This window comes from Lentzea sp. (genome assembly GCF_036380075.1).
Classification (GTDB): domain Bacteria; phylum Actinomycetota; class Actinomycetes; order Mycobacteriales; family Pseudonocardiaceae; genus Lentzea.
In genome coordinates this window covers 16324-37059 of record NZ_DASVFL010000327.1, presented here as the reverse complement: position 1 = coordinate 37059, position 20736 = coordinate 16324, and the positions used below count along the sequence as shown (strand labels likewise).

The window sequence follows — 20736 nt, the reverse complement described above, 5'->3', positions numbered from 1 at the left end:
AGAACGGTAACCCAGGAGGCCGTCGCCGATGTTCGCGAAGTGGGGCTCGATCGCATATCGCCGCCGGTGGGTGGTGTTGGTCGCGACAGTGCTGCTCGCCGTCTTGGGCGGCGTGTGGGGCCTGGGCGTGTTCGACAGGCTCAGCCAGGGCGGCTACGAAGCTCCTTCCAGCGAGGCGGCGCGGGCCGACAAGGTAGCTGAGGAGGCGTTCGGGCGGCAGAACGGTGACGTGATCGTCATTTACCGCGGCGACTTCGCCAACCCGCTCGAGCTCAAGAAGGTCGCCGACCACATCAGCGGCTTCCCCAAGGACGACGTGCTCAAGACCGTCGGGCCGGTGCCTTCCGACGACCAGAAGCAGGCGCTCGTCGCCATCACGCTGAGCAGCGGCGACTCGAACGAGCAGATCAAGCAGTTCCAGGACGTCGAGGGCCAGCTCGCGATCGACGGCTTCACCCAGCAGGTCGGTGGGCTCGTGCCCACCCAGAAGGCCATCAACGACATGTCGCAGGAAGACCTGACGCGCGCCGAGATGTTCTCGCTGCCGCTGGTCCTGCTCCTGCTCGTGATCATCTTCGGTGGACTGGTCGCCGCGTCCCTCCCCGTCGTCGTCGGCGGTCTCGCGATCATGGGCGCGCTCGGCGTGCTGCACGCCGTCGCGATCTTCACCGAGGTCAACTCGTTCGCCGTCAACGTCGCGTCGCTGCTCGGCCTCGGCATGGCGATCGACTACGGGCTGTTCATGGTGGGCCGGTTCCGCGAGGAGCTCGCGCAGGGACGCACGACCGAACAGGCCGTCGGCCGCACCGTCGCGTCCGCCGGTCGCACCGTCGTGTTCAGCGCGACACTGCTGGTCATCGCACTGGCCGGCCTCCTGCTCTTCCCGCACGGCTTCCTGAAGTCCCTCGCGTACGGCGGCGTGGCCTCGGTCGCGATCGCGGCGCTGGTCTCGCTGACGCTGCTGCCCGCACTGCTCGGCGTCCTGGGCAAGCGGGTCGACAAGCTCGCTATGCCGTGGCGCAAGAAGGAGCCCAGCGAACGCGGCTGGCGCAAGCTCAGCGGCGCGGTCATGAAGCGGCCCCTGCTGATCGCCGTGCCGATCATCGGTGTGCTCGTCGCGCTCGGTTCGCCGTTCCTGAACGTGCAGTTCGGCCAGGTCACCGAGAAGGTGCTGCCCGAGGGCAACGCCGTGCGCGTCGCCACCGAGAACATCAACCAGAACTTCTCCGCGCTCTCCAGCCAGGGCTTCAAGGTCGTCGTCGAGGGCGGCGACCAGGCCGCGGTCCAGGACTACCTGGGCAAGGTCGGCGAGGTCTCCGGCATCAAGGGTGTCCAGCCGACCGGCTCCGCCAACGGCGTCACGTCCGCCTCGGCCGGCCTCGACGGCGACGCGCTGAGCGACGAGTCGAAGCAGGCGCTCAAGGACGTCCGCGCGCTCACCCCGCCCGCCGGGGCCGAGGTGCTGGTCGGCGGCACCACCGCCATCGTCAGCGACTCGCTCGACGCCATCGCGGCCGGGCTGCCGTTGATGATCGCGCTGCTCGTGGGCGCGACGCTGATCCTGATGTTCCTCGCGTTCGGCTCGGTCGTGCTGCCGATCAAGGCCGTGCTGATGAGCGCGTTGTCGCTGTCGGCGACGTTCGGCGTGCTGGTCTGGATCTTCCAGGAGGGTCACGGCGCCGACTGGCTCGGCGTCACGCCGGGACCGCTCGAGTCCGGCATCGTCGTGCTGATGGCGGCGATCGTGTTCGGCCTGTCGACGGACTACGAGGTCTTCCTGCTGTCCCGCATGGTCGAGGCGCGCAGCCAGGGCGCGACGACCGAGGAGGCCGTCACCACCGGCCTGGCCAAGACCGGCCGCGTGATCACCTCGGCGGCGCTGCTGCTGATCGTCGTCACCGGCGCGTTCGCGTTCTCGCAGGTCGCGATGATGCGGTTCGTCGGCGTCGGCATGATCCTCGCGCTGGCGCTCGACGCCACCGTCGTCCGGATGCTGCTCGTGCCCGCGGTGCTCAAGCTCCTCGGCAACGCCGCGTGGTGGTCACCCGGTCCGCTCAAGCGGATCCAGGAACGCCTCGCGCTTCACGACGAGCCGGCGGACGACCTCGACGACCCGTTCGACGACGAGGTCCGCAAGCCGGTCGCGGTCGGCTGAGCGACGGGGAAGGCGATCATGGCCGCGTCGAACTGGCGCGGCCTCGCCTCCTCCAGCTCGCCCGTCTTCATCCGGTACGTGGCGAGCACGGTGTTCGAGCTGTCCAGCACGGTCGTCGTCGCTCCGGTCGCGAGGAAGACCCTCGAGTCGCCAGGAGCGATGGCGACGCCCGGCGAGTCGATGGGCAGACGTTCGCGCACCTGCATCGTGGCCGCGTCGACGACCACGACCTCGCCGTCCTTCGGCAGCGTCAGGTAGACCGTGGCACCGTCCGGCGTCACCGCGATGCTGCCCGCTCCCCTGCCGGTCTCCACCGAGCCGACGACCTGGTTCGTGGTCGTGTCGATCACCGACAACGTCCCGGGCGTGGTGTCCCCCAGGCGCATGCCGCTCACGTAGAGCCGGGTGCCGTCGGGCGAGATCGCGAGGAACTGCGGCATGCCGCCGACCTGGATCGTCGAGGTCTGGGACGCGGTCGCGGTGTCGACGAGGCTCACCGTGCCGTCCTGCGAGTTCGCGACGTAGAGGACCCTGTTGCTCGGGTGGACCGCGAGCCCCTGCGGACCGCCGCCGACCTTGACCGCCGCCACCAGCCGGAAGTTCTCCGGGTCCACCACCGCGACGCTGCCGGCCGCCGAGACGTAGAGCCGCTGACCGTCCGGGCGCATCGCCGCGTGCGAGAGCTGGACCTGGGTGAAGATCCGGTCGAGGATCGCGCCCGTCCGCGGGTCGACCACGGTGATCGCGCCGGTCCAGCCGTTGACCACGTAGAGCCGCCGCCCGTCGGGCGAGACGGCGACCCCCGTCGCCCGGCCCCCGGTGTCGGCCTTCGCGAGAACGGCACCCGTCCTGGTGTCGACGATCTGCACGAGACCCGTCTTGCCGACCACGTACGCGAGCGGGGCGACCGAAGCGGTGGAAGTGGTCGTGTACTCGTGCCGTTGCTGAACACCCATCGCCGCGAAGGCCGCTGAGAGCGCTACAACCGCGGCCACGAGGCGTGGCTTTGCCATGCGGCGATGGGACCACTTCCGGGTGCTTTCAATCCACTTCGGTCACCCGGTCGAGCGAAACATTTGCCTTCTCGTAGTACCGGTCACGGGCGCGGCTGGTTCGCCGAGGCCACCAGCTTCGCGTACCGGGTGCCCGCGGTGAGCAGGACCAGACCGGCGCCGAGGAACGCCAGCACGCGGGCGATGCCGTCGAGCGCGGACAGGTCGAACAGCACCAGCTTGACCACCGCGGCACCGACCAGGATCAGGCCGGAGATCCGCAGCGCCTTGTTGCCGATCCCCTTGACCAGCAGGAACAGTGCCGCGATCGTCCACGAGACGGTGACGATCGAGTGTCCGAAGAGGAACCCGGTCTCATCCGGCGACACGAGCAGCGCCGCGCACAGCACCGCACCCGCCGCGCCGTAGAGCAGCACCAGGCCGGAGACGATCCACGGGAACGGGTGCTTGGCCGGCTCGCGCAGCACCTGCATCTTCAGCGCGGCCCACGGCGCGACGGCCGCGTAGATCCCCAGCACCACGGCGGTGATGAGACCGGCCGCGTAGTCGCCGGGCGAGACGGTGTTGAAGAAGCGGGGTTCGTCGACCAGCCACGTGATCGGCACGGCCAGTCCGACGGCCATGAAGAACCCGACGACGCCGAACGCGATCGAGCCGACCAGCGCGCTCTTCTTGTTCAGCCGCGCCGCGAGGAACGCCAGCAGCACCGCCTCGGCCAGCACGATCGCCGTCCGCACGTTGCCGTCCAGCGCGATGACCGTGGTCTGGAACAACGCCAGCATGCCGGTCGCACCGGCCGCGGTCGCAAACGCTCGCGGCAGGTCGGGGACCATCCAGATCGCCAGCAGCACCGCGGCCACCGCACCGGCGAGCACCGACGCGGACGTCCGGTCCAGCAACGTCGTCGCGAACAGCGCCGGCAGCGCCGACCCGGCGACCAGGGCGATCGCCACGACGTCGTCGCGGCGCTTCCGGATCGTCAGCAGCGCGACCACGATGCCGACGACGGTCGTCGCCCCGGCCACGGCGACGACGGTCCACTCGTAGCTGCGCGGGATGGCGGTCGCGGTCGTGACCAGCGACGCGAGGATCGCGGGGAAGCCACCGGCGATCGCGAGACCCGGCCAGTTGCGCCGGATCTGCACCGGTGTGCTGGCCATCTTCAGCACCAGCAGGAACGCGACGAGCAGGACGGTGAAGCCCTCGGTGAGCGCGGGCGAGCAGACGGCGCAGGCGACGACGACGGTGACCGCGAGCGCTTGCGAGTTCCAGCGCACGGCCAGCACGACACCGGTCGCGGCGACGGCGAGCCCGACGACGAGACCCACGGCCGCCGGGAAGTAGTGGTGGAGGCTCGTGGCCGCGATGACGTCCAGGTACATGCCCGCGAAACCGGTGAAGGCCAGCGCGAACGCCCCCACGCGTCCGGCGGGGTTGCGGTGCAGCCAGACGCCGATGCCGATCAGCGCGCTGCTGAACACCGCGCCTCCGATGACCCGCGGCAACGGGCCGAGCCAGCCGCGCTGCACGGCCAGGACCAGCAGCAGCACGAACCCGAGCACGGTGATCGCGCCACCGACCCACGCCAGCAGCTTCGCGCCGGCGCCGTCCTTGCCGAGCTTCTCGAACAACGTCTCACGCGGCTGCGGCGGACCCCACGGCTGCTGCGGGGGCCACGGCGCCTGCGGAGGCGGCGGGAACTGGGGACCGGGCGGAGGCGGCAGCGGCGCCGAAGCGGCCTGCGACCACGGGTTGGCCTGCACGGGCGGGCCCTGAACCGGCGGAGGCGGCGGGGCCTGCTGCGGGATCGGACCGGGGACCGGCGCCTGGGCGGGCATCGGCCGCGGGGGCGTCGGAGGTGCGACGACCTCGGCGACTGCGGTCGCCGCGGCCGCCACCGGGCCCGACGTGCGTTCCCGCATCTCCGAGCTGATCGTCACCAGCCGCTGCCCGATGGCCGCGAGCTCCAGCGCGAGCCGCTGCTCGTCCCCGAGGCGATCCTGTCCGTTCATGTGATCAGAGTGCGGCAGCGCATGCCGAGTGACATCCGTACACCTACTCATCCACCGGTCTCAGCTTGACTACATAGATGTGTAATCGATTAACTAAGTCCTCGTGACGACCATGAAGGACGTCGCGCAGCACGCCGGCGTCTCCACGGCCACCGTGTCGCGCGTGCTCAACGGCCATGCCGCGCCGACTCCCGAGACCCGTGTGCGCGTGCTCGCCGCGATCGAGGAGCTCGGCTACCGGCCCAACGCCCTGGCGCGATCCCTCCGCACCACCAGCACCCAGACCCTGGGCCTGGTCATCAGCGACCTGCTGAACCCGTTCTTCGCCGAGATCGCGCGAGCGGTCGAGGACGAGGCCCGGTCACACGGCTACTGCGTCGTGATCGGGAACGCCGACGAGAGCGCCGAGCAGGAGGCCACGTACGTGCGCACCCTGCTCGACCGCCGGGTGGACGGCCTCCTGCTGTGCCCCGCGACAGACGATCCGGGTCTGGTCCGCGAAGTGAGCGCAGGCGGCGTACCACTGGTTCTGCTCGACCGGACGGTCAAGGGCGCGACATGCCCTGTCGTCCGCGCCGACGGCAGCGAGGCATTGACCGCGCTCGCCCGGCGGCTCGTCGGCGCCGGCCACACCCGCATCGGAGTGATCGCGGGTCCGCCGAACACCTCCACTGGAAGAGAACGGACGGACGTGCTCACGGGGTCGCTCGGCGGCCTCGCGCAGGTCGTGCACGGCGACTTCCGCCAGGAGAGCGGCAGCCAGGCCGCCGCCAGGCTCCTCGACAACGGCGCCACCGCGCTCGTCGCGATGGACAACCTGATGGGCCTGGGCGCGTTGGGCGAGGTCAGGGCCCGCGGCCTGCAGATCCCGCACGACATCGCGTTCGCGGTGTTCGACGACCAGCCGTGGTTCCCGCTGCTCGACCCGCCGATCACCGTCATCGCGCAGCCGACCGTCGAGATGGGCAAGGCCGCCGCGCGCAGCCTGCTCGCCCTGATCGAGGGCCGTCAGCCCGACGACGTCCGCCTGACCGCGAAGCTCGTGCTGCGCGGCTCGCTCGGGGAGGCCGAGCTGTGAACACCCACAGGAACACGACGCTGCTCACCGCACGCGGCATCACCAAGCACTTCGGCGCCACCAAGGCGCTGGACGGCGTCGACCTCGACATCAACGCGGGCGAGGTCCACGTCCTGCTCGGCGAGAACGGCGCGGGCAAGTCGACGCTGGTCAAGGTCCTCGCGGGCATCCACGGCCACGACTCCGGCACGATCGAGGGCCGCACCAGCCTCGCCGTGATCCACCAGGAGCTGGCGCTCGTCCCCGAGCTGAGCGTCGCGGAGAACCTGTTCCTCAACCGGCTGCCGCGCAGGTTCGGGTTCGTCGACCGCGCCGAGATGCGCCGCAGGGCGCCGGAGCTGCTGAACCGCGTCGGCCTCGACGTCGACCCGGACGCCAAGGTGCGCGACCTCGGCATCGCCCAGCAGCAGATGATCGAGATCGCCCGCGCGCTCGACAAGGACGCGGGCGTGCTGATCCTCGACGAGCCGACCGCGGTCCTGACCGACACCGAGACCGACCGGTTGCTGCGGATCATGGCGCAGCTGCGGGACAACGGCGTCGGGCTCACCTTCATCACCCACCACCTCGACGAGATCCAGCGCATCGCCGACCGCGTCACGGTCCTGCGCGACGGCAGGTCTGTCGGCGTGCTCGGCCCGCGCGCCACCACCCAGCACATGATCGAGCTGATGGTCGGCCGCCCGATCGACGAGCAGTACCCGCGCGAACGGCAGCGCGCCGGGCAGCCGTTGCTGAGGATCTCGGGCCTGACGAAGAACGGCGTGTTCAGCGACATCGACATCGAGGTCCACGCGGGCGAGGTCGTCGGCATCGCCGGACTGGTCGGCGCCGGGCGCACCGAGGTCGCGCGGGCGGCGTTCGGCGTGGACGACTACGACAGCGGCACGGTCGAGGTCGACGGCAAGCCGTTGCGCCGCCACGACGTCCAGGCCGCCATCAAGGCCGGTCTGGGCCTGGTGCCGGAGGACCGCAAGGGCCAGGGCCTGGTGCTCACGGCGACCGTCGGCCAGAACCTCGAGCTCGTGACGCTGGAGAACCGCGACGCGAAGCGCCTGCACGACATCGCGGGCAAGCTCCGCGTGAAGGGCCGCGTCGACCAGCCCGTGAAGGAGCTGTCGGGCGGCAACCAGCAGAAGGTCGTCATCGGCAAGTGGCTGCTGGCCGACCCGAAGGTGCTGATCCTCGACGAACCGACCCGCGGCGTCGACGTCGGCGCCAAGGTCGAGATCTACGAGCTGGTCAACCGCATGACCGCGCAGGGCCGGGCCGTGCTGCTCGTGTCCAGCGACCTGCCCGAGGTGATCGGGATGAGCGACCGCGTCGTCGTGATGGCGCACGGCCGCGTGGCCGGTGAGCTGCCCCGTGGCGCGACCCAAGACCAGGTGATGGCACTCGCCGTGCAGGAGATCTCCGCATGACCACGATCAGCATCCGCAAGTACGCCAGCGAGAACGGCGCCCTCGCAGGACTCCTCGTCCTCGCGCTGGCGCTCGCGATCTCGAACCCGGCGTTCCTCACCGCGCAGAACCTCGTCAACGTCGGCGTGCAGGCCGCGGCCATCGCGATCCTGGCGTTCGGCATGACGTTCGTCGTCGTCGCGGGCGGCATCGACCTGTCGGTCGGCAGCATCGCCGCGCTGGCCGCGATGGTCGGCGCCCTCACCGCCGGACCGGTCGGCCTGGTCGTCGGCGCGCTGTGCGGCCTCGTCAACGGTGCGATGATCAGCTACGGCAAGCTGCCGCCGTTCATCGCGACGCTGGCCATGCTGAGCGTCGCCCGCGGCCTCACGCTCGTGGTCTCGGAAGGCCAGCCGCACAACACCGACGAGCTGGTGACGTTCCTCGGCTCGAACCTCGCGCCGATGCTCCCGTTGCCGCTGCTGCTGATGCTCGCGTTCTTCGGCATCACCGGTCTGATCCTGACGCGCACCAACCTCGGCCGCCGCATGTACGCGATCGGCGGCAACGAGGAGGCCGCGAAGCTCAGCGGCATCGACGTGCGCCGGCAGAAGCTCTGGATCTACGCGCTGTCCGGCCTGTTCGCCGCCGCCGCGGGCCTCGTGCTCGCGGGACGGCTCGGGTCCGCCGGTCCGCAGGCAGCGGCCGGCTACGAGCTCGACGCCATCGCCGCCGTCGTCATCGGCGGTGCGTCGCTGTCCGGTGGCGTCGGCCGCGCCACCGGGACGCTGGTCGGCGCGCTCGTGCTCGCCGTCCTGCGCAACGGCCTCAACCTGCTGCAGGTGCACCCCTTCTGGCAGCAGGTCGTCATCGGCGTGGTGATCGCTCTCGCCGCGTTGCTCGACTCACTCCGCCGTCGCTGAGCAAGAACCCCGCAACAGGTAAGGAAGACACTGATGAAGGTGACCCGACGGATCGCGCTGACCCTCGGTGCGGTGGCACTGGCCGCGACCGCGTGCGGCGGTACCGGGGCGTCAGGAGGAAGTGACATCACGATCGGCCTCGCGGTGTCCACTCTGAACAACCCGTTCTTCGTGGAGCTCCAGCAGGGCGCGCAGGAGATGGCGGACCAGCTCGGCGCCAAGCTGACCGTGGTCGACGCGCAGAACGACGCGACGAACCAGGTCAACCAGGTGCAGACGCTGGTGACCCAGGGCGTCAAGGCGATCATCCTCAACCCGGTCGACTCCAAGCAGTCCGCGCCCGCCGCGAAGGCGGCCGAGCTGGCGAGCATCCCGCTGATCTCGGTCGACCGCTCCGTCGAGGGCAAGGTCGCCGCCGAGGTCGCGTCGAACAACGTGCAGGGCGGCAGCCTCGCGGCCATCGAGCTCGGCCGCGCCACCTCCGGCGAGGTCGGCCACCTGAAGGGCATCCAGGGCGCGTCGGCGTCGCGCGACCGCGGCCAGGGCTTCGAGCAGGGCCTCAACAGCGGCAACATCAAGGTCGCCGCCGAGGCCGTCGCGGACTTCGACCGCGCCAAGGGCCTCAACGAGACCACGAACCTGATGCAGGGCCACCCGACGTTGAAGGGCATCTTCGCCGAGAACGACGAGATGGCGCTCGGCGCGATCAAGGCGCTCGGCGCCCGCGCGGGCAAGGACGTCATGGTCGTCGGCTTCGACGGCACGCCCGACGGCCTGAAGGCGATCCAGGAGGGCACGCTCGCCGCGACCGTGGCGCAGCAGCCGAAGCTGCTCGGGTCGAAGGCCGTCGAGCAGGCCGTGCACGCCGCGAAGGGCGAGTCCGTTCAGCAGGTCGTGGACGTCGAGGTCAAGGTCATCACGAAGCAGAACGTGGCAGAGTTCACCAAGTGACGAAGCCTCTGCTGGTTCTCGGGTCCGCCAACGCCGACCTCGTGGTCGAGGTCGGCAGGCGGCCCGCGGGTGGTGAGACCGTGCTCGGCGGCGACACCGTCGTGCTGCCCGGCGGCAAGGGCGCGAACACCGCCGTCGCCGCCGCCCGTGTCGGGGCGTCCGTGGCACTGGTCGGCGCTGTCGGTGACGACGGGTACGGCTCGTTGCTGCGCGAGTCGCTGGCGTCGTCCGGCGTCGACACCTCGCTGGTGAAGACCTCCACGCGACCGACCGGGATCGCTTACATCACCGTGACCCCGGACGGCGAGAACTCGATCGTCGTCTCCCCCGGCGCGAACGCCGACGTATCGTCGTCCGATGTGGACGGTCTGTCGTTCGACGGCGTGCGGGTGCTGACGTGCTCGCTGGAAGTGCCGCTGGAGACGGTGGTCCACGCGATCGACGTCGCCTCCGCCGCCGGTGTCCGCACCGTGCTCAACCTGTCGCCGGTGGCCGAGCTGCCTTCGTCGACGCTGGCCGCCCTCACCGTGCTGGTCGTCAACGAGCACGAGGCCGCGCAGCTCGCGTCCGGTTGGTCCGAGCTCCTCGCGCTCGGACCGACGTCGGCGATCGTCACGCTCGGCTCGCGCGGCGTCGCCGTCGTGGAGGAGACGGGAGTCGTCGAGGTGCCCGCGGTCGAGGTGGCCGAGGTCGTCGACACGACCGGTGCCGGCGACGCGTTCGCCGGTGCTTTGTCCGCACGGCTGGCCGAAGGCGACGACCTCGGGCAAGCTGCTCGGTACGCGGTGAAGGTCGCCGCGCTGTCCGTCACGAAGGCGGGCGCGCAGCCGTCCTACCCGACCACGGCCGAGGTCAGCTCGATTTAACAAACCGTGCTGTCGGCGCAACACCGGTGAGGGGTATGGTCTAGACCATGTCGAGCGCGCGGCTGAGCGGTGTCGGTGTGAGCAGCGGCCGGGCAACCGGCCCCGTGGTCAGGGTCGCCGAGGCCCTGCCGGAACCTCCCGCGGGTCCGCGACCCGCGGACCCGGCCGCGGAAGCCGCGCGGATCCGTCCGGCGACCGAGGTCGTGGCGCAGCGCCTGATGGAGCGCGCGAAGACCGTCGAGGGCGACGCCCGTGCCGTGCTGGAGACGACCGCCGCGATGGCCGGCGACCCGTCCCTGATCAAGTCCGCGGAGAAGCTCGTCACCGGCGAGTCGCTGCCCGCGGCCCGCGCCGTGCACCAGGCGGCGCAGAAGTTCATCGGTGCTCTGCAGGCCGCCGGTGGCTACATGGCCGAACGCGCCCGCGACGTCCAGGACGTCCGCGACCGCGTGGTGGCCGAGCTGCTGGGCCAGCCCGCTCCCGGCGTGCCGGACCTCGCGTCGCCGTCCGTGCTGGTGGCGCGCGACCTCGCACCCGCCGACACCGCGGGCCTCGACCCGTCGAAGGTCCTCGCCCTGGTCACCGAAGAGGGCGGCCCCACTTCTCACACCGCGATCCTCGCGCGTTCGCTCGGCATCCCCGCCGTCGTCGCGTGCCGCGGCATCCTGGCGTTCGAGGCCACCTCTCTCGACGTCGACGGCGACACCGGCCAGATCCGCGAGTCCGACGGCAAGGTCCGCTCCGCCGGCACGGGCAAGAAGGTCGAGTGGAACGGCGTCGGCGTCCTCAAGGACGGCCACCGCGTGAAGGTCCTCGGCAACGTGGGCTCGCCCGCCGACGCGGCCGCCGCTGCCGCCGCGGGTGCGGAGGGCGTCGGCCTCTTCCGCACGGAGTTCTGCTTCCTGGACGCCGCCGAGGAACCGACCGTCGCCGAGCAGACCGCCGCGTACGAGGCCGTGCTGAAGCCGTTCGCCGGCAAGCCCGTCGTGGTGCGCACCCTCGACGCGGGCGCGGACAAGCCGCTGGCGTTCCTGAACCCTGACCCCGAGCCCAACCCGGCCCTGGGCGTCCGCGGCCTGCGCGTCGCCTTCGACCGCCCCGAGGTGCTGGAGCGCCAGCTCGAAGCCATCGCCGCGGCGGCGAAGTCGACCGGTGCCGACGTCTCGGTCATGGCCCCGATGGTCGCGACCGCCGCCGAAGCCGCGTGGTTCGTCGAACGCGCCCGTGCCGCCGGCATCGCCCGCGCCGGTGTGATGGTCGAGGTCCCGTCGGCCGCGCTGTCCGCCCGCGAGATCTTCCAGGTCGTCGACTTCGTGTCGATCGGCACCAACGACCTGGCCCAGTACGTCTTCGCCGCGGACCGCCAGCTCGGCGGCGTGGCCGCGCTGAACGACCCGTGGCAGCCCGCGCTGCTGCGCCTGATCGCCCTGGTCGGCGAGGCGGCCACCGCCACCGGCAAGCCCGTCGGCGTGTGCGGCGAGGCAGCGGCCGACCCGCTGCTGGCGTGCGTGCTCATCGGCCTCGGCGTGACGTCGCTGTCGATGAACCACACGGCACTGTCCGGCGTCGGCGCCCGCCTGGCCACGTCCAGCATGGACATCTGCCAGCTCGCGGCCCGCGGCGCCCTCGCGGCGGCCGACCCCGGCTCGGCGAAGCTCGCGGCCCGCGCCCCGCACTAGCTCGTCTTCTGGGTTACCGCGGTCACGCGGATCTCGATGCGCATCTTCGGGTGACCGAGGGCGGTGACGCCGCTCTCGGTCCAGATCGGCTTGCGCTCGCTCATCCACTTGCGGAACTGCTCGACCACGATCCGGTTGTGCTCGTCGAAGCCGTCGTCGCCGAGCACGTGGTACGAGTTGACGTGCACGACGTCGGCCCAGCTCGCGCCGGCCGTCCGCAGCGTGCGCTCGACGTTCTCGAAGGCCTGGACGATCTCCTCCTCCAACGTCTCCGGGAACTCGAACTCGTCGCTCCAGCCGCCCTGTCCCGAGATCTCGACCCGGTCGCCGATCCGCACGGCCTGGCTGTAGTGCATGTTCTCCGACTGCGTCTCGCCGTATCCGGGCGTCGCGAAGAACTCGACCTCGCTCATCTCTGCCTCCTCTGACTTCACGCTTGAATTCACGCTTGAAGTCAACATACACGACTTTAAGCGTGAAGTACGCTCTGCGGCGTGGAGTGGCTGAACACGGAGGAGAAGGAGGCCTGGACCGGCCTGGTCTCGTTGCTGCTGCTGATGCCGGGCAGGCTGGAGGCGCCGCTGCAGGAGGAGTCGGGCCTGAGCCTGTTCGACTACCTGGTGCTCAGCCACGTCTCGGAGGCCCCTGACCGCCGCATCCGCATGAGCGAGCTGGCGTTCCTGGCGAACGGCTCGCTCTCGCGCCTGTCCAACGTGGTCAAGCGCTTCGAGCAACGCGGCTGGGTGGAGCGCTACCCGGACCCGGACAACGGCCGGTACACGATCGCGTCACTGACCGACTCGGGGTTCGAGGTGGTCCAGGCGGCCGCGCCCACGCACCTGCGGGCCGTCCGGCAGTTCGTGCTCGACCCGCTCACGGCGGAGGACCGCCAGGCGTTGACGCGGATCGCGGCGAAGCTGCGGGTCTCGATCCCGCCGCCCTAACGAGCTGCTTGGAGCTCGTCCAACACCGCCCTGATCAGCGGATGTTCCTCCGACCCGCGCCGGACGGCAGCCACCACCCGCCGCAACGGCGCGACCCCGGACACCGGCACCCCGCGCACGGCGTTCCGCGGCGCCAGCGCCACCCCGGCCCCGGCGGCGACCAGCGCCTCGATCGCGCGGAAGTCGTCGGACGTGTGCCGGATCCGCGGCGTGAAGCCTGCCTGCGCGCACGCCATCTCCACCACGTCCCGTAGCGGGTTGCCGGGCAGCGTCACCACCCAGTCCTCGTCGGCCAGCGAAGCCAGGTCCACCGGCTCGACCGTCCCCCGACCCGGCGGCAGCACCACGTCGAAAGGTTCCGTGTACAGCGGAAACCGGGTCAGCCGGTCCGTGGTGCGGTGCTCCTCGGTGATCGCCACGTCGATCTCGCCGTCCAGCAGCAACCGCACGCTCTCGTGCCCCTCGGCGTCGCGCACGGACAGCTCGACCGACCGCGACTTCAACGCCGCCAGCGCGGGCGCCACCACCTGCGTGATCGCCGACGCGAACGCCGCGACCTCCACCCGGCCCGCGAAACCCGAGGCCAGCGCGTCCAACGTGGCCTGCGCGCGTTCGAGCTCAGCGGCGACGACGTGGGCGTGCGCGACCAGCAGCGAACCCGCCGGCGTCAGCGACACACGGCGTCCCTTGCGCAGCAGCAGCGGATGGCCGGCCTCGGACTCGAGGGCGGCCAACTGCTGCGAGACGGCTGACGGCGTGAGGTGCAACGCGGCTGCCGCGGCCGTCACGGTGCCGTGGTCGGCGAGTGCGCGCAGCACGCGGAGCCGTCGTGGGTCGATCACCGCTCAATGATGGGGGATTCCACTTCGCCGTTCACCGGGATGTCCTGCGGCACGATCGGGTCGATCGTCGTGCTGTCCAGCAGGAGGTAGTCCTCCACCGAGATCGGCAGGCCGGCGGGCAGGTCGCGGTAGGAGGTGGTGAGCAGGTCGATCCTCCTGATCGGCAGACCGGTCTCCGGGTTGACCAACAGCCGCGTCTCCACGTCGGAGAACTGGAACGTCGGCGGCGCCTTGATCGCGACGGCGACGCCCGTCCTGTCCTCGGTCACCGGCACCTCACCGAGGTACCGCACACCCTCGACCGTCTTGAGCAGCTCGAACACCGCCCGCCGCTGGTCGTCGCTCACGTTCGCGGACATCAGGTCCATCGCGAGCGTCGCCACCCGGTAGGGATCCTCGCCGACGAGCGACTCCAGCGTCCTGCGCAGCTCCGCCTGGTCGGTGGGCAGCGACGAGACGGAGTCCAGCCGCACGTCGCTGTGCAGGGACATCTGGTAGCCGGACACGGACGCCTTCCGCAGCGCGGGCTTCATCGGCCCGATGCGCACGGAGTGGCTCCCGCCGACCTGCGGTGCCGTGTCCGGGCGGCCCGCCGCCTCCCAGGTCTCCTCGCTCTCCCGCGAGTACGGCGCCACCGTGCCGTCCTTCTGCAGGACCGCGACCTCGGTGTCCCTGCTCAGCCACCGGTCGGTCTTCGACAGGAACTCCACCAGGTACGGGGCCGCCGGGTCGCCGACGAGCATCAGCGACCGTTCCTCCGTCAACACGTGCCACCACCGCGGCGGCGCGGCGGGCCGCACGGGTTCGACGGACCGGGGCAGCAGGACCACCACGAGCGCGATCACCGCGGCCGCGGCCAGCAGCGGAGCGAACCGCCGCACGAACTGCCCGCGCGCGGGCCTCTCCCGCGGCAGCGCGGTGATGCGCGCGAGGTCGCTCTCCATCCGGTCGCGGTCGACCTCGGGAGTGGGCGGCTTGGCCTGGGCCAGGTCCTTCAGGAGGTCTTCCACGACTGCCTCGCTTGATCGAATTTCGGAGTCCAGAGAGCAGCCTGCAGACGCCGCCGGGCCCGGTGCAGCCGCACGAAGAACGTCGCCGTCGTGCACCCGAGCACCTGCGCGGCCTCCGCCGCCGCCAGCCCGTGCCACGCGATCAGCGTGAGAACCTCCTGGTCGGCCTCGGACAGGCTCGACAACGCCGCCCGCAGCTCGATCACCGCGAACTCGTCCTCCGCGGGGAAGTCGGTGAGCTCGTAGTGCGTCGTCTGACGCCGGCTCTGCCGCACCAGGTTGCGCGCGATGCCGAGCAACCACGGCAACGCGTTCGACGGCATCTGCGCGGACTTGCGCCAGGCGATCGTGAAGGTCTCGCTGGTGATGTCCTCGGCGACCTTCGCCCCCGCGTGACTCGCCGCGTAGGCGAGCACCCGCGGGTAGCACTCGCGGTAGACGCTCGAGAATTCCTCCACGTCAGGAAGTGCGCCGAGCCGGCCGGTTCTTACCGCTGAGTGACGCGGGTCACATCTCGGAGGAACGCGGACCACGCCTCGTCCGACACGGGGACGTGCGCGGCGGGTGCCTTGCTGTCGCGGATGCCGATGCCGCGCCCGACCTCGACGCAGTCGCTGGCGTCGGGGCTGTAGGAGCTCTTGCGCCAGATCGACATACGAGACATCTCCTCAGAACTGGATGCTTCTGATCAGCTCCTTCGAGTCTTCCGCATCCAGCGCTTGGGCGTCGAGCCGCTTCAGGACCCTGGCGTATGTGGCGAGCGATGTCGGGTCCTCGATGAAGAGGCAAGAGGTCTTGCTCTCGATGAAGATCACCGGATCGAACTTCTCGTAGCGGAGCTGGAGGAATGATCCGGAGGCGCCTGCATGCGGTCCGATGGCAGTCGGTACCACTTTGACGGTGACGTAAGAGCGCTCCGCCACCCCGAGCAGGTGGATGAGCTGGTCCTTCATGACGCTCGGACCACCCACCGGCAGGCGCAGCGCGAATTCGTGGATGTAGAAGACGAACGTGCGATCCCAGTGAAGGAGTCGACGGCGCTCGATTCTGGCCTTGATCACGTCCTCGTAGTCGACCGATTCGTTCGGTGGCCACTCGGCGACGAGTGCACGCATGTAATCGACGGTTTGAAGAAGGCCCGGGACGAGGAGTGCTGACCAGACCGTGATCGCGTTGGCGAGTTGCTCCTGTTCGATCAAGGTGCGCACCTGATCCGGAATCCCGTCTTCGGGAATCTGGAGGTAGCAGTTGTCGCGCGTTTCGTGGAAGAGGGCGATGAGACGCCTGACCTCGGGGGGATCGACGCGGCAGTAGCCCAGCAGCAGCATCAGCTCGGCTTCGTTCACGCCGCCCTTGCCTCGAACCAGGTCGGAGAGCTTGGCCTCGTCCCAGTCGAGTTCTTTGGCGAGTCTGCGCTGGTTCAGCTTGGTTGGACCGATGGCGTTGCGGACGGCTTCGCCGAGTTCGCGGCCCACCACAGTGGACTTACGTCGTGGCATGCCGACAAAGCTAGAAGAAACACGGGGACCGGCTCCAATGAATCCAGCCTTGTTTGCCCGAAGGAAGTAATTCCTTAGAACCGGTCCAAGCCCTACCCGTCTTTACATCTTCGCCCGTGCGGCTACAAATGCATCCACGGCGCGATTGACGTCATCGGTCGTGTGTGCGGCGGACATCTGCGTGCGAATGCGCGCCTTGCCGTGCGGCACCACCGGGTAGGAGAAGCCGATCACGTAGATGCCCTGGTCCAGCAGCAGGTCGGCGAGCCGCGCCGCCTCGGCCGCGTCGCCGATCATCACCGGGATGATCGGGTGCTCGCCGGGCAGCAGGTCGAAGCCCTCCTCGGTCATGCGCCGGCGGAACAGCTCGGTGTTCGACCGCAGCTGGGCCAGCAGTTCCGTGGACGACGACAGCATGTCCAGCGTCGCGATCGCGGCGGCGGTGATCGAGGGCGCGAGCGAGTTCGAGAACAGGTACGGGCGCGAGCGCTGGCGCAGCAGTTCGATGATCTCCGCGCGGCCGGAGGTGTAGCCGCCGGACGCGCCGCCCAGCGCCTTGCCGAGGGTGCCGGTGACGATGTCGACGCGGTCCTGCACGCCGAACAGCTCCGGCGTGCCGCGGCCGGTCGGGCCGGTGAAGCCGACGGCGTGCGAGTCGTCGACCATGACCAGGGCGTTGTAGCGCTCGGCGAGGTCGCAGATCTCGTCCAACGGCGCGAGGTAGCCGTCCATCGAGAACACGCCGTCGGTCGCGATGAGCCGGTAGCGGGCGTCGGCGGCGTCCTTGAGCTGGCGCTCCAGGTCGTCCATGTCACGGTTCTTGTAGCGGAACCTCCGCGCCTTCGACAGGCGCACGCCATCGATGATCGACGCGTGGTTCAGCTCGTCGGAGATGATCGCGTCCTCGGCGCCCAGCAGCGTCTCGAACAGGCCGCCGTTGGCGTCGAAGCACGAGCTGTAGAGGATCGTGTCGTCGGTGCCGAGGAACTCGCTGAGCTTGCGCTCCAGTTCCTTGTGCGGTTCCTGGGTGCCGCAGATGAACCGCACCGAGGCCATGCCGAAGCCCCAGTCGTCGAGGGCCTTCTTGGCGGCCTCGACGAGCGTCGGGTGGTCGGCGAGACCCAGGTAGTTGTTGGCGCAGAAGTTCAGGACCTCGTCACCGGAACCGACCCGGACGGCGGCGTTCTGTGGGGTGCCGATCACGCGCTCGGACTTGTAGAGCCCGGCCTCCCGGATCTCCCCGATCGTCTTGACCAGGTCGTTCTTCAGCTCGCCGTACATCAGGCTCCCGTCCAGTCGAGGATGACCTTGCCGCACTTGCCCTCGCGCGCGGTGGCGAACGCCTCCGCGTGCTGCGTGTGGTCGTACCGGTGCGTGATGACCGGTGCGAGGTCGAGGCCGCGCTGCAGCAGCACGGTCATCGAGTACCAGGTCTCGAACATCTCGCGGCCGTAGATGCCCTTGATCTGCAGCATCTTCAGCACGACGCTGCTCCAGTCGACGGAGAACTCGTCGGCGGGCAGGCCCAGCATCGCGATGCGGCCGCCGTGGGCCATGTTCGCGATCATGTCGCGCATCGCGACGGGCTTGCCGGACATCTCCATGCCGACGTCGAAGCCCTCGGCCATGCCCAGTTCGGCCTGCGCGTCGGCGATCGTCTTCTCGGCGACGTTCACGGCGAGGTCGACACCGACCTTGCGCGCCAGGTCCAGGCGGTGCTCGGAGATGTCGGTGATCACGACGTTGCGCGCGCCCGCGTGCTTGGCGACGGCGGCGGCCATGATGCCGATCGGGCCGGCGCCGGTGATGATCACGTCCTCGCCGATGACGGGGAAGCTCAGCGCGGTGTGCACGGCGTTGCCGAACGGGTCGAAGATCGCGGCCACGTCCAGGTCGACCTGCGTGCGGTGCACCCACGCGTTCTGCTCGGGCAGCACGACGTACTGCGCGAACGCGCCGTCGGAGTGCACGCCGAGACCGCGCGTGTTGGCGCAGAGGTGACGCCGTCCGGCCTTGCAGTTGCGGCACTTCCCGCACACGAGGTGGCCCTCGCCGCTGACCAGGTCACCGGCCTTCACGCTGGTGACCGAGGCGCCCACCTCGACGACCTCGCCGACGAACTCGTGCCCGAGGACCAGCGGCGCCTTGATGTTCTGGGCCGCCCAGTCGTCCCACGAGTCGATGTGCAGGTCGGTGCCGCAGATACCCGTGCGCAACACCCTGACCAGCACGTCCGTCGGTCCGGGAGTGGGGTCCGGGACGTCGGTCAGTTCGAGGCCAGGCCCTGCGGCGACCTTGACGAGAGCCTTCATGCTCCGAAGTCTCACCCTTTGCTGCTTGTGCAGTCCATCAGGACTTTCTGAAGTTCTTGTGCAGCTCGGCTTCATTGGCGATGTTGCGCACCATGCCGCCGAACACGATGCCGTGGAACGGCCAGACGGCCCACCAGTAGAGATGTCCGGCGAGGCCCTTGGGCACGAACACGGCGCGTTGGCGGTAAGTGGACCCGTACCCCTCGTTGGCCGCCACTCGAAGCTCCAGCCACGCCTTGCCGGGCACCTTCATCTCGGCCCGCAGCCGCAGCAGCCGGCCGCGTTCGATCTCCTCGACGCGCCAGAAGTCGAGCGCCTCGCCGACGTGCAGCCGCTGCGGGTCCCGCCGGCCGCGGCGCAGCCCCACCCCGCCGACCAGCCGGTCCATCCAGCCCCGCACGGCCCAGGCCAGCGGGAACGAGTACCAGCCGCGTTCGCCGCCGATGCCCTCGACGACGTCCCACAGCCGGTCGGGCGACGCGGTGGTCCTGTGCTCGCGTTCGTCGGTGTAGACCGAGCCGCCGGACCAGTCGGGGTCGGTCGGCAACGGCTCGCTCGCCGCTCCCGGGGTCGACGCGCCCGACCAGCGCGTCTCGACGTCGGCGTCGCGGGTCTTGGCGAGCGCGAGCGCGACCGCCTTGTCGTAGCCGACGTTGTCGCCGGGCAGCACCTCGCGGATGTCGTTCTCCCGGCACACCACCTCGTGCACCAGCGACTCGATCAACGGCTTGGCGATCGACTTCGGCACCGGCGTGACGACGTTCACCCAGTGCGAGGACAGCCGCGGCGTGAGGAACGGCACTGGCACCACCCGGCGCTTGGGCAGGCCGGCGACCTTCGCGTACCGCAGCATCATGTCCAGGTACGTGAGCACGTCCGGGCCGCCGATGTCGAACGTGCGGTTCGTGTTCTCGCGCGTCGTGGCGTCGACGAGGTAGCGCAGCACGTCCCGCACGGCGATCGGCTGGATCCGGTTGTGCACCCAGCGCGGCGTGATCATGACCGGCAGGCGCTCGGTCAGGTACCGCAGCATCTCGAAGCTCGCCGACCCCGACCCGATGATCACCGCCGCCTGGAGCACGATGGCGGGGACCTTCGAGGCGAGGAAGACATCGCCGACCTCCTTGCGGGAGGCCAGGTGAGGCGACAGCTCGGTGTGCTCGGGGTGCAGTCCGCCCAGGTAGACGATCCGCTGCACGTTCGCGCGCTCGGCCGCCCGCGCCGTGTTCTCGGCGGCCTTCTTGTCGGCGTTGGCGAAGTCCTTCGAGTTCAACGAGTGCACGAGGTAGTGCACGACCTCGACGTCCCGCATCGCCTCGTCGAGGTCGTCGAGCACGTCCCCGCGCACGATCTCGACGTCAGCGGCCCACGGGACGTCGCGCAGCTTCTCCGGCGACCGGACGAGGCACCGCACCTGGTGCCCCTCCGCCAGCAGCCTGGGCACGAGCCGTCCGCCGAGGTATCCGGTCGCGCCGGTCACGAGACATCGCATGCCTCGATCCTGCGGTCTGCGGTGGGTCCGTGCAGATCAGGACGAACGTCAGCGCTTGCGCTTGATCACCACGGACCCGCCGCGCACCGCGCCCCTGAGCGTGAAGTGCGGGCTCCCCGTGGCGGAGTTCACCTTGTCCTTGAGCTCCCCGGCGGTGATCTCCACGGCGTTGACGTCCACCGACGACCCCGCGGGCAGCAGCAGCTTCACCGACCCGAACGACACGTCCAGGTCGACGTTCACGACCTCCGGCACCTCGGCGGCGGTGAAGTCGAGGTTCGTGGTGCCGAGGGTGTTGCGGATGACGAGCTCGCGCGGCACGACCCAGTGGCCCTTGCGCGTCGTGGTGCCCATCGTGTTCTTCAGCTCGGTGCGGGCCTGCGCCACCTCGTTGTTGACCATGCCCGGCAGGTCGACCAGCACGACGTTCAGGTCGGCCCTGGTCTTCGCGCCCAGGGCGGTGTCCGTGCGGACGGTGAACTCGTCGAGCGTGATCATGCCGCGGCCCACCGCCTTGTTCAGCAGGCTGACGACGTGCTCGCGTTCCGCGTCGGACACGC

General features: G+C 70.1%; 20 protein-coding genes. 8 read left to right on the top strand and 12 right to left on the bottom strand.

All coding sequences use genetic code 11. From position 1 onward, the window contains the following. The first annotated feature begins 28 nt into the window (after positions 1 to 28). Positions 29 to 2155 carry an MMPL family transporter gene (locus VF330_RS34825; RefSeq protein ID WP_330855983.1) on the top strand — a complete coding sequence of 709 codons (2127 nt, stop codon included), beginning with the start codon at positions 29 to 31 and terminating at the stop codon, positions 2153 to 2155. Here VF330_RS34825 and VF330_RS34820 read toward each other — a convergent pair. Both VF330_RS34820 and VF330_RS34815 read right to left on the bottom strand, forming a co-directional pair. Then, positions 2083 to 3168 carry a YncE family protein gene (locus tag VF330_RS34820; RefSeq protein WP_330855982.1) on the bottom strand — a complete coding sequence of 362 codons (1086 nt, stop codon included), beginning with the start codon at positions 3166 to 3168 and terminating at the stop codon, positions 2083 to 2085. The genes VF330_RS34825 and VF330_RS34820 overlap by 73 nt on opposite strands. Positions 3169 to 3251: 83 nt before the next feature. Next, entirely contained in the window at positions 3252 to 5180 is a 1929-nt protein-coding gene (locus tag VF330_RS34815) for a DUF2339 domain-containing protein (protein WP_330855981.1), read from the bottom strand. Between the two features lie 112 nt (positions 5181 to 5292). On the opposite strand from VF330_RS34815, the gene VF330_RS34810 reads away from it, so the two are divergent. The 6 genes from VF330_RS34810 to ptsP are packed head-to-tail and all read left to right on the top strand — an operon-like array spanning position 5293 to position 12077. Then, positions 5293 to 6258 (top strand): LacI family DNA-binding transcriptional regulator, encoded by a 966-nt coding sequence (locus tag VF330_RS34810; RefSeq protein ID WP_330856002.1) that lies wholly within the window; start codon positions 5293 to 5295, stop codon positions 6256 to 6258. Then, the gene (locus VF330_RS34805) at positions 6255 to 7679 is read left to right on the top strand and encodes a sugar ABC transporter ATP-binding protein (RefSeq protein ID WP_330855980.1); all 1425 of its coding nucleotides are present in this window, start codon (positions 6255 to 6257) and stop codon (positions 7677 to 7679) included. Before VF330_RS34810 ends, VF330_RS34805 begins: the two co-directional genes overlap by 4 nt. Next, on the top strand, positions 7676 to 8581 hold the full coding sequence (locus VF330_RS34800; RefSeq protein WP_330855979.1) for an ABC transporter permease: 906 nt from the start codon (positions 7676 to 7678) through the stop codon (positions 8579 to 8581). Before VF330_RS34805 ends, VF330_RS34800 begins: the two co-directional genes overlap by 4 nt. A 33-nt stretch (positions 8582 to 8614) precedes the next feature. Continuing rightward, positions 8615 to 9532, top strand: a complete 918-nt coding sequence (locus VF330_RS34795) for a substrate-binding domain-containing protein (RefSeq protein ID WP_330855978.1) — start codon at positions 8615 to 8617, stop codon at positions 9530 to 9532. Then, positions 9529 to 10398, top strand: coding sequence for a ribokinase (locus VF330_RS34790; protein ID WP_330855977.1), 870 nt, complete (start codon positions 9529 to 9531; stop codon positions 10396 to 10398). The genes VF330_RS34795 and VF330_RS34790 overlap by 4 nt, the downstream gene beginning before the upstream one ends. A 47-nt stretch (positions 10399 to 10445) precedes the next feature. After that, entirely contained in the window at positions 10446 to 12077 is a 1632-nt protein-coding gene (gene ptsP, locus VF330_RS34785; protein WP_330855976.1) for a phosphoenolpyruvate--protein phosphotransferase, read from the top strand. Here ptsP and VF330_RS34780 read toward each other — a convergent pair. Next, positions 12074 to 12490, bottom strand: a complete 417-nt coding sequence (locus VF330_RS34780) for a RidA family protein (RefSeq protein WP_330855975.1) — start codon at positions 12488 to 12490, stop codon at positions 12074 to 12076. The two genes, ptsP and VF330_RS34780, sit on opposite strands and share 4 nt — an antisense overlap. Positions 12491 to 12571: 81 nt before the next feature. Here VF330_RS34780 and VF330_RS34775 point away from each other — a divergent pair, with 81 nt between their 5' ends. Then, positions 12572 to 13021, top strand: coding sequence for a MarR family winged helix-turn-helix transcriptional regulator (locus tag VF330_RS34775; RefSeq protein ID WP_330855974.1), 450 nt, complete (start codon positions 12572 to 12574; stop codon positions 13019 to 13021). On the opposite strand, the gene VF330_RS34770 is transcribed toward VF330_RS34775, so the two are convergent. The 9 genes from VF330_RS34770 to VF330_RS34730 form a co-directional block, all read right to left on the bottom strand. Next, positions 13018 to 13863, bottom strand: a complete 846-nt coding sequence (locus tag VF330_RS34770) for a LysR family transcriptional regulator (RefSeq protein ID WP_330855973.1) — start codon at positions 13861 to 13863, stop codon at positions 13018 to 13020. The two genes, VF330_RS34775 and VF330_RS34770, sit on opposite strands and share 4 nt — an antisense overlap. Next, positions 13860 to 14873, bottom strand: coding sequence for a hypothetical protein (locus VF330_RS34765; protein ID WP_330855972.1), 1014 nt, complete (start codon positions 14871 to 14873; stop codon positions 13860 to 13862). Before VF330_RS34765 ends, VF330_RS34770 begins: the two co-directional genes overlap by 4 nt. Then, the gene (locus tag VF330_RS34760) at positions 14858 to 15331 is read right to left on the bottom strand and encodes a sigma-70 family RNA polymerase sigma factor (RefSeq protein ID WP_330855971.1); all 474 of its coding nucleotides are present in this window, start codon (positions 15329 to 15331) and stop codon (positions 14858 to 14860) included. The genes VF330_RS34765 and VF330_RS34760 overlap by 16 nt, the downstream gene beginning before the upstream one ends. 29 nt (positions 15332 to 15360) lie before the next feature. Beyond that, a complete protein-coding gene (locus tag VF330_RS34755; protein WP_330855970.1) occupies positions 15361 to 15528 on the bottom strand; it encodes a DUF397 domain-containing protein in 168 nt (55 codons plus the stop codon). Positions 15529 to 15541: 13 nt separating this feature from the next. After that, positions 15542 to 16372: a DUF5753 domain-containing protein gene (locus VF330_RS34750; RefSeq protein WP_330855969.1), complete on the bottom strand. Its 831-nt coding sequence runs from the start codon at positions 16370 to 16372 to the stop codon at positions 15542 to 15544. 102 nt (positions 16373 to 16474) lie between these two features. Next, the gene (locus VF330_RS34745; protein WP_330855968.1) at positions 16475 to 17653 is read right to left on the bottom strand and encodes a glycine C-acetyltransferase; all 1179 of its coding nucleotides are present in this window, start codon (positions 17651 to 17653) and stop codon (positions 16475 to 16477) included. Then, positions 17653 to 18684 (bottom strand): L-threonine 3-dehydrogenase, encoded by a 1032-nt coding sequence (tdh, locus tag VF330_RS34740; protein ID WP_330855967.1) that lies wholly within the window; start codon positions 18682 to 18684, stop codon positions 17653 to 17655. The genes VF330_RS34745 and tdh overlap by 1 nt, the downstream gene beginning before the upstream one ends. Positions 18685 to 18721: 37 nt before the next feature. Next, positions 18722 to 20176 carry an SDR family oxidoreductase gene (locus tag VF330_RS34735; protein WP_330855966.1) on the bottom strand — a complete coding sequence of 485 codons (1455 nt, stop codon included), beginning with the start codon at positions 20174 to 20176 and terminating at the stop codon, positions 18722 to 18724. A gap of 48 nt (positions 20177 to 20224) precedes the next feature. Then, positions 20225 to 20734 carry a DUF1707 domain-containing protein gene (locus VF330_RS34730; protein ID WP_330855965.1) on the bottom strand — a complete coding sequence of 170 codons (510 nt, stop codon included), beginning with the start codon at positions 20732 to 20734 and terminating at the stop codon, positions 20225 to 20227. Between the last annotated feature and the right edge of the window lie 2 nt (positions 20735 to 20736).

What these genes read in the sequence shown, in the direction of transcription:
- VF330_RS34750 (WP_330855969.1), bottom strand. Translation starts at nt 16,372, where the DNA reads ATGCCACGACGTAAGTCCACTGTGGTGGGCCGCGAACTCGGCGAAGCC.
- VF330_RS34755 (WP_330855970.1), bottom strand. Translation starts at nt 15,528, where the DNA reads ATGTCGATCTGGCGCAAGAGCTCCTACAGCCCCGACGCCAGCGACTGC.
- VF330_RS34745 (WP_330855968.1), bottom strand. Translation starts at nt 17,653, where the DNA reads ATGTACGGCGAGCTGAAGAACGACCTGGTCAAGACGATCGGGGAGATC.
- tdh (WP_330855967.1), bottom strand. Translation starts at nt 18,684, where the DNA reads ATGAAGGCTCTCGTCAAGGTCGCCGCAGGGCCTGGCCTCGAACTGACC.
- VF330_RS34795 (WP_330855978.1), top strand. Translation starts at nt 8,615, where the DNA reads ATGAAGGTGACCCGACGGATCGCGCTGACCCTCGGTGCGGTGGCACTG.
- VF330_RS34735 (WP_330855966.1), bottom strand. Translation starts at nt 20,176, where the DNA reads ATGCGATGTCTCGTGACCGGCGCGACCGGATACCTCGGCGGACGGCTC.
- VF330_RS34815 (WP_330855981.1), bottom strand. Translation starts at nt 5,180, where the DNA reads ATGAACGGACAGGATCGCCTCGGGGACGAGCAGCGGCTCGCGCTGGAG.
- VF330_RS34825 (WP_330855983.1), top strand. Translation starts at nt 29, where the DNA reads ATGTTCGCGAAGTGGGGCTCGATCGCATATCGCCGCCGGTGGGTGGTG.
- VF330_RS34800 (WP_330855979.1), top strand. Translation starts at nt 7,676, where the DNA reads ATGACCACGATCAGCATCCGCAAGTACGCCAGCGAGAACGGCGCCCTC.
- VF330_RS34780 (WP_330855975.1), bottom strand. Translation starts at nt 12,490, where the DNA reads ATGAGCGAGGTCGAGTTCTTCGCGACGCCCGGATACGGCGAGACGCAG.
- VF330_RS34820 (WP_330855982.1), bottom strand. Translation starts at nt 3,168, where the DNA reads ATGGCAAAGCCACGCCTCGTGGCCGCGGTTGTAGCGCTCTCAGCGGCC.
- VF330_RS34810 (WP_330856002.1), top strand. Translation starts at nt 5,293, where the DNA reads ATGAAGGACGTCGCGCAGCACGCCGGCGTCTCCACGGCCACCGTGTCG.
- ptsP (WP_330855976.1), top strand. Translation starts at nt 10,446, where the DNA reads ATGTCGAGCGCGCGGCTGAGCGGTGTCGGTGTGAGCAGCGGCCGGGCA.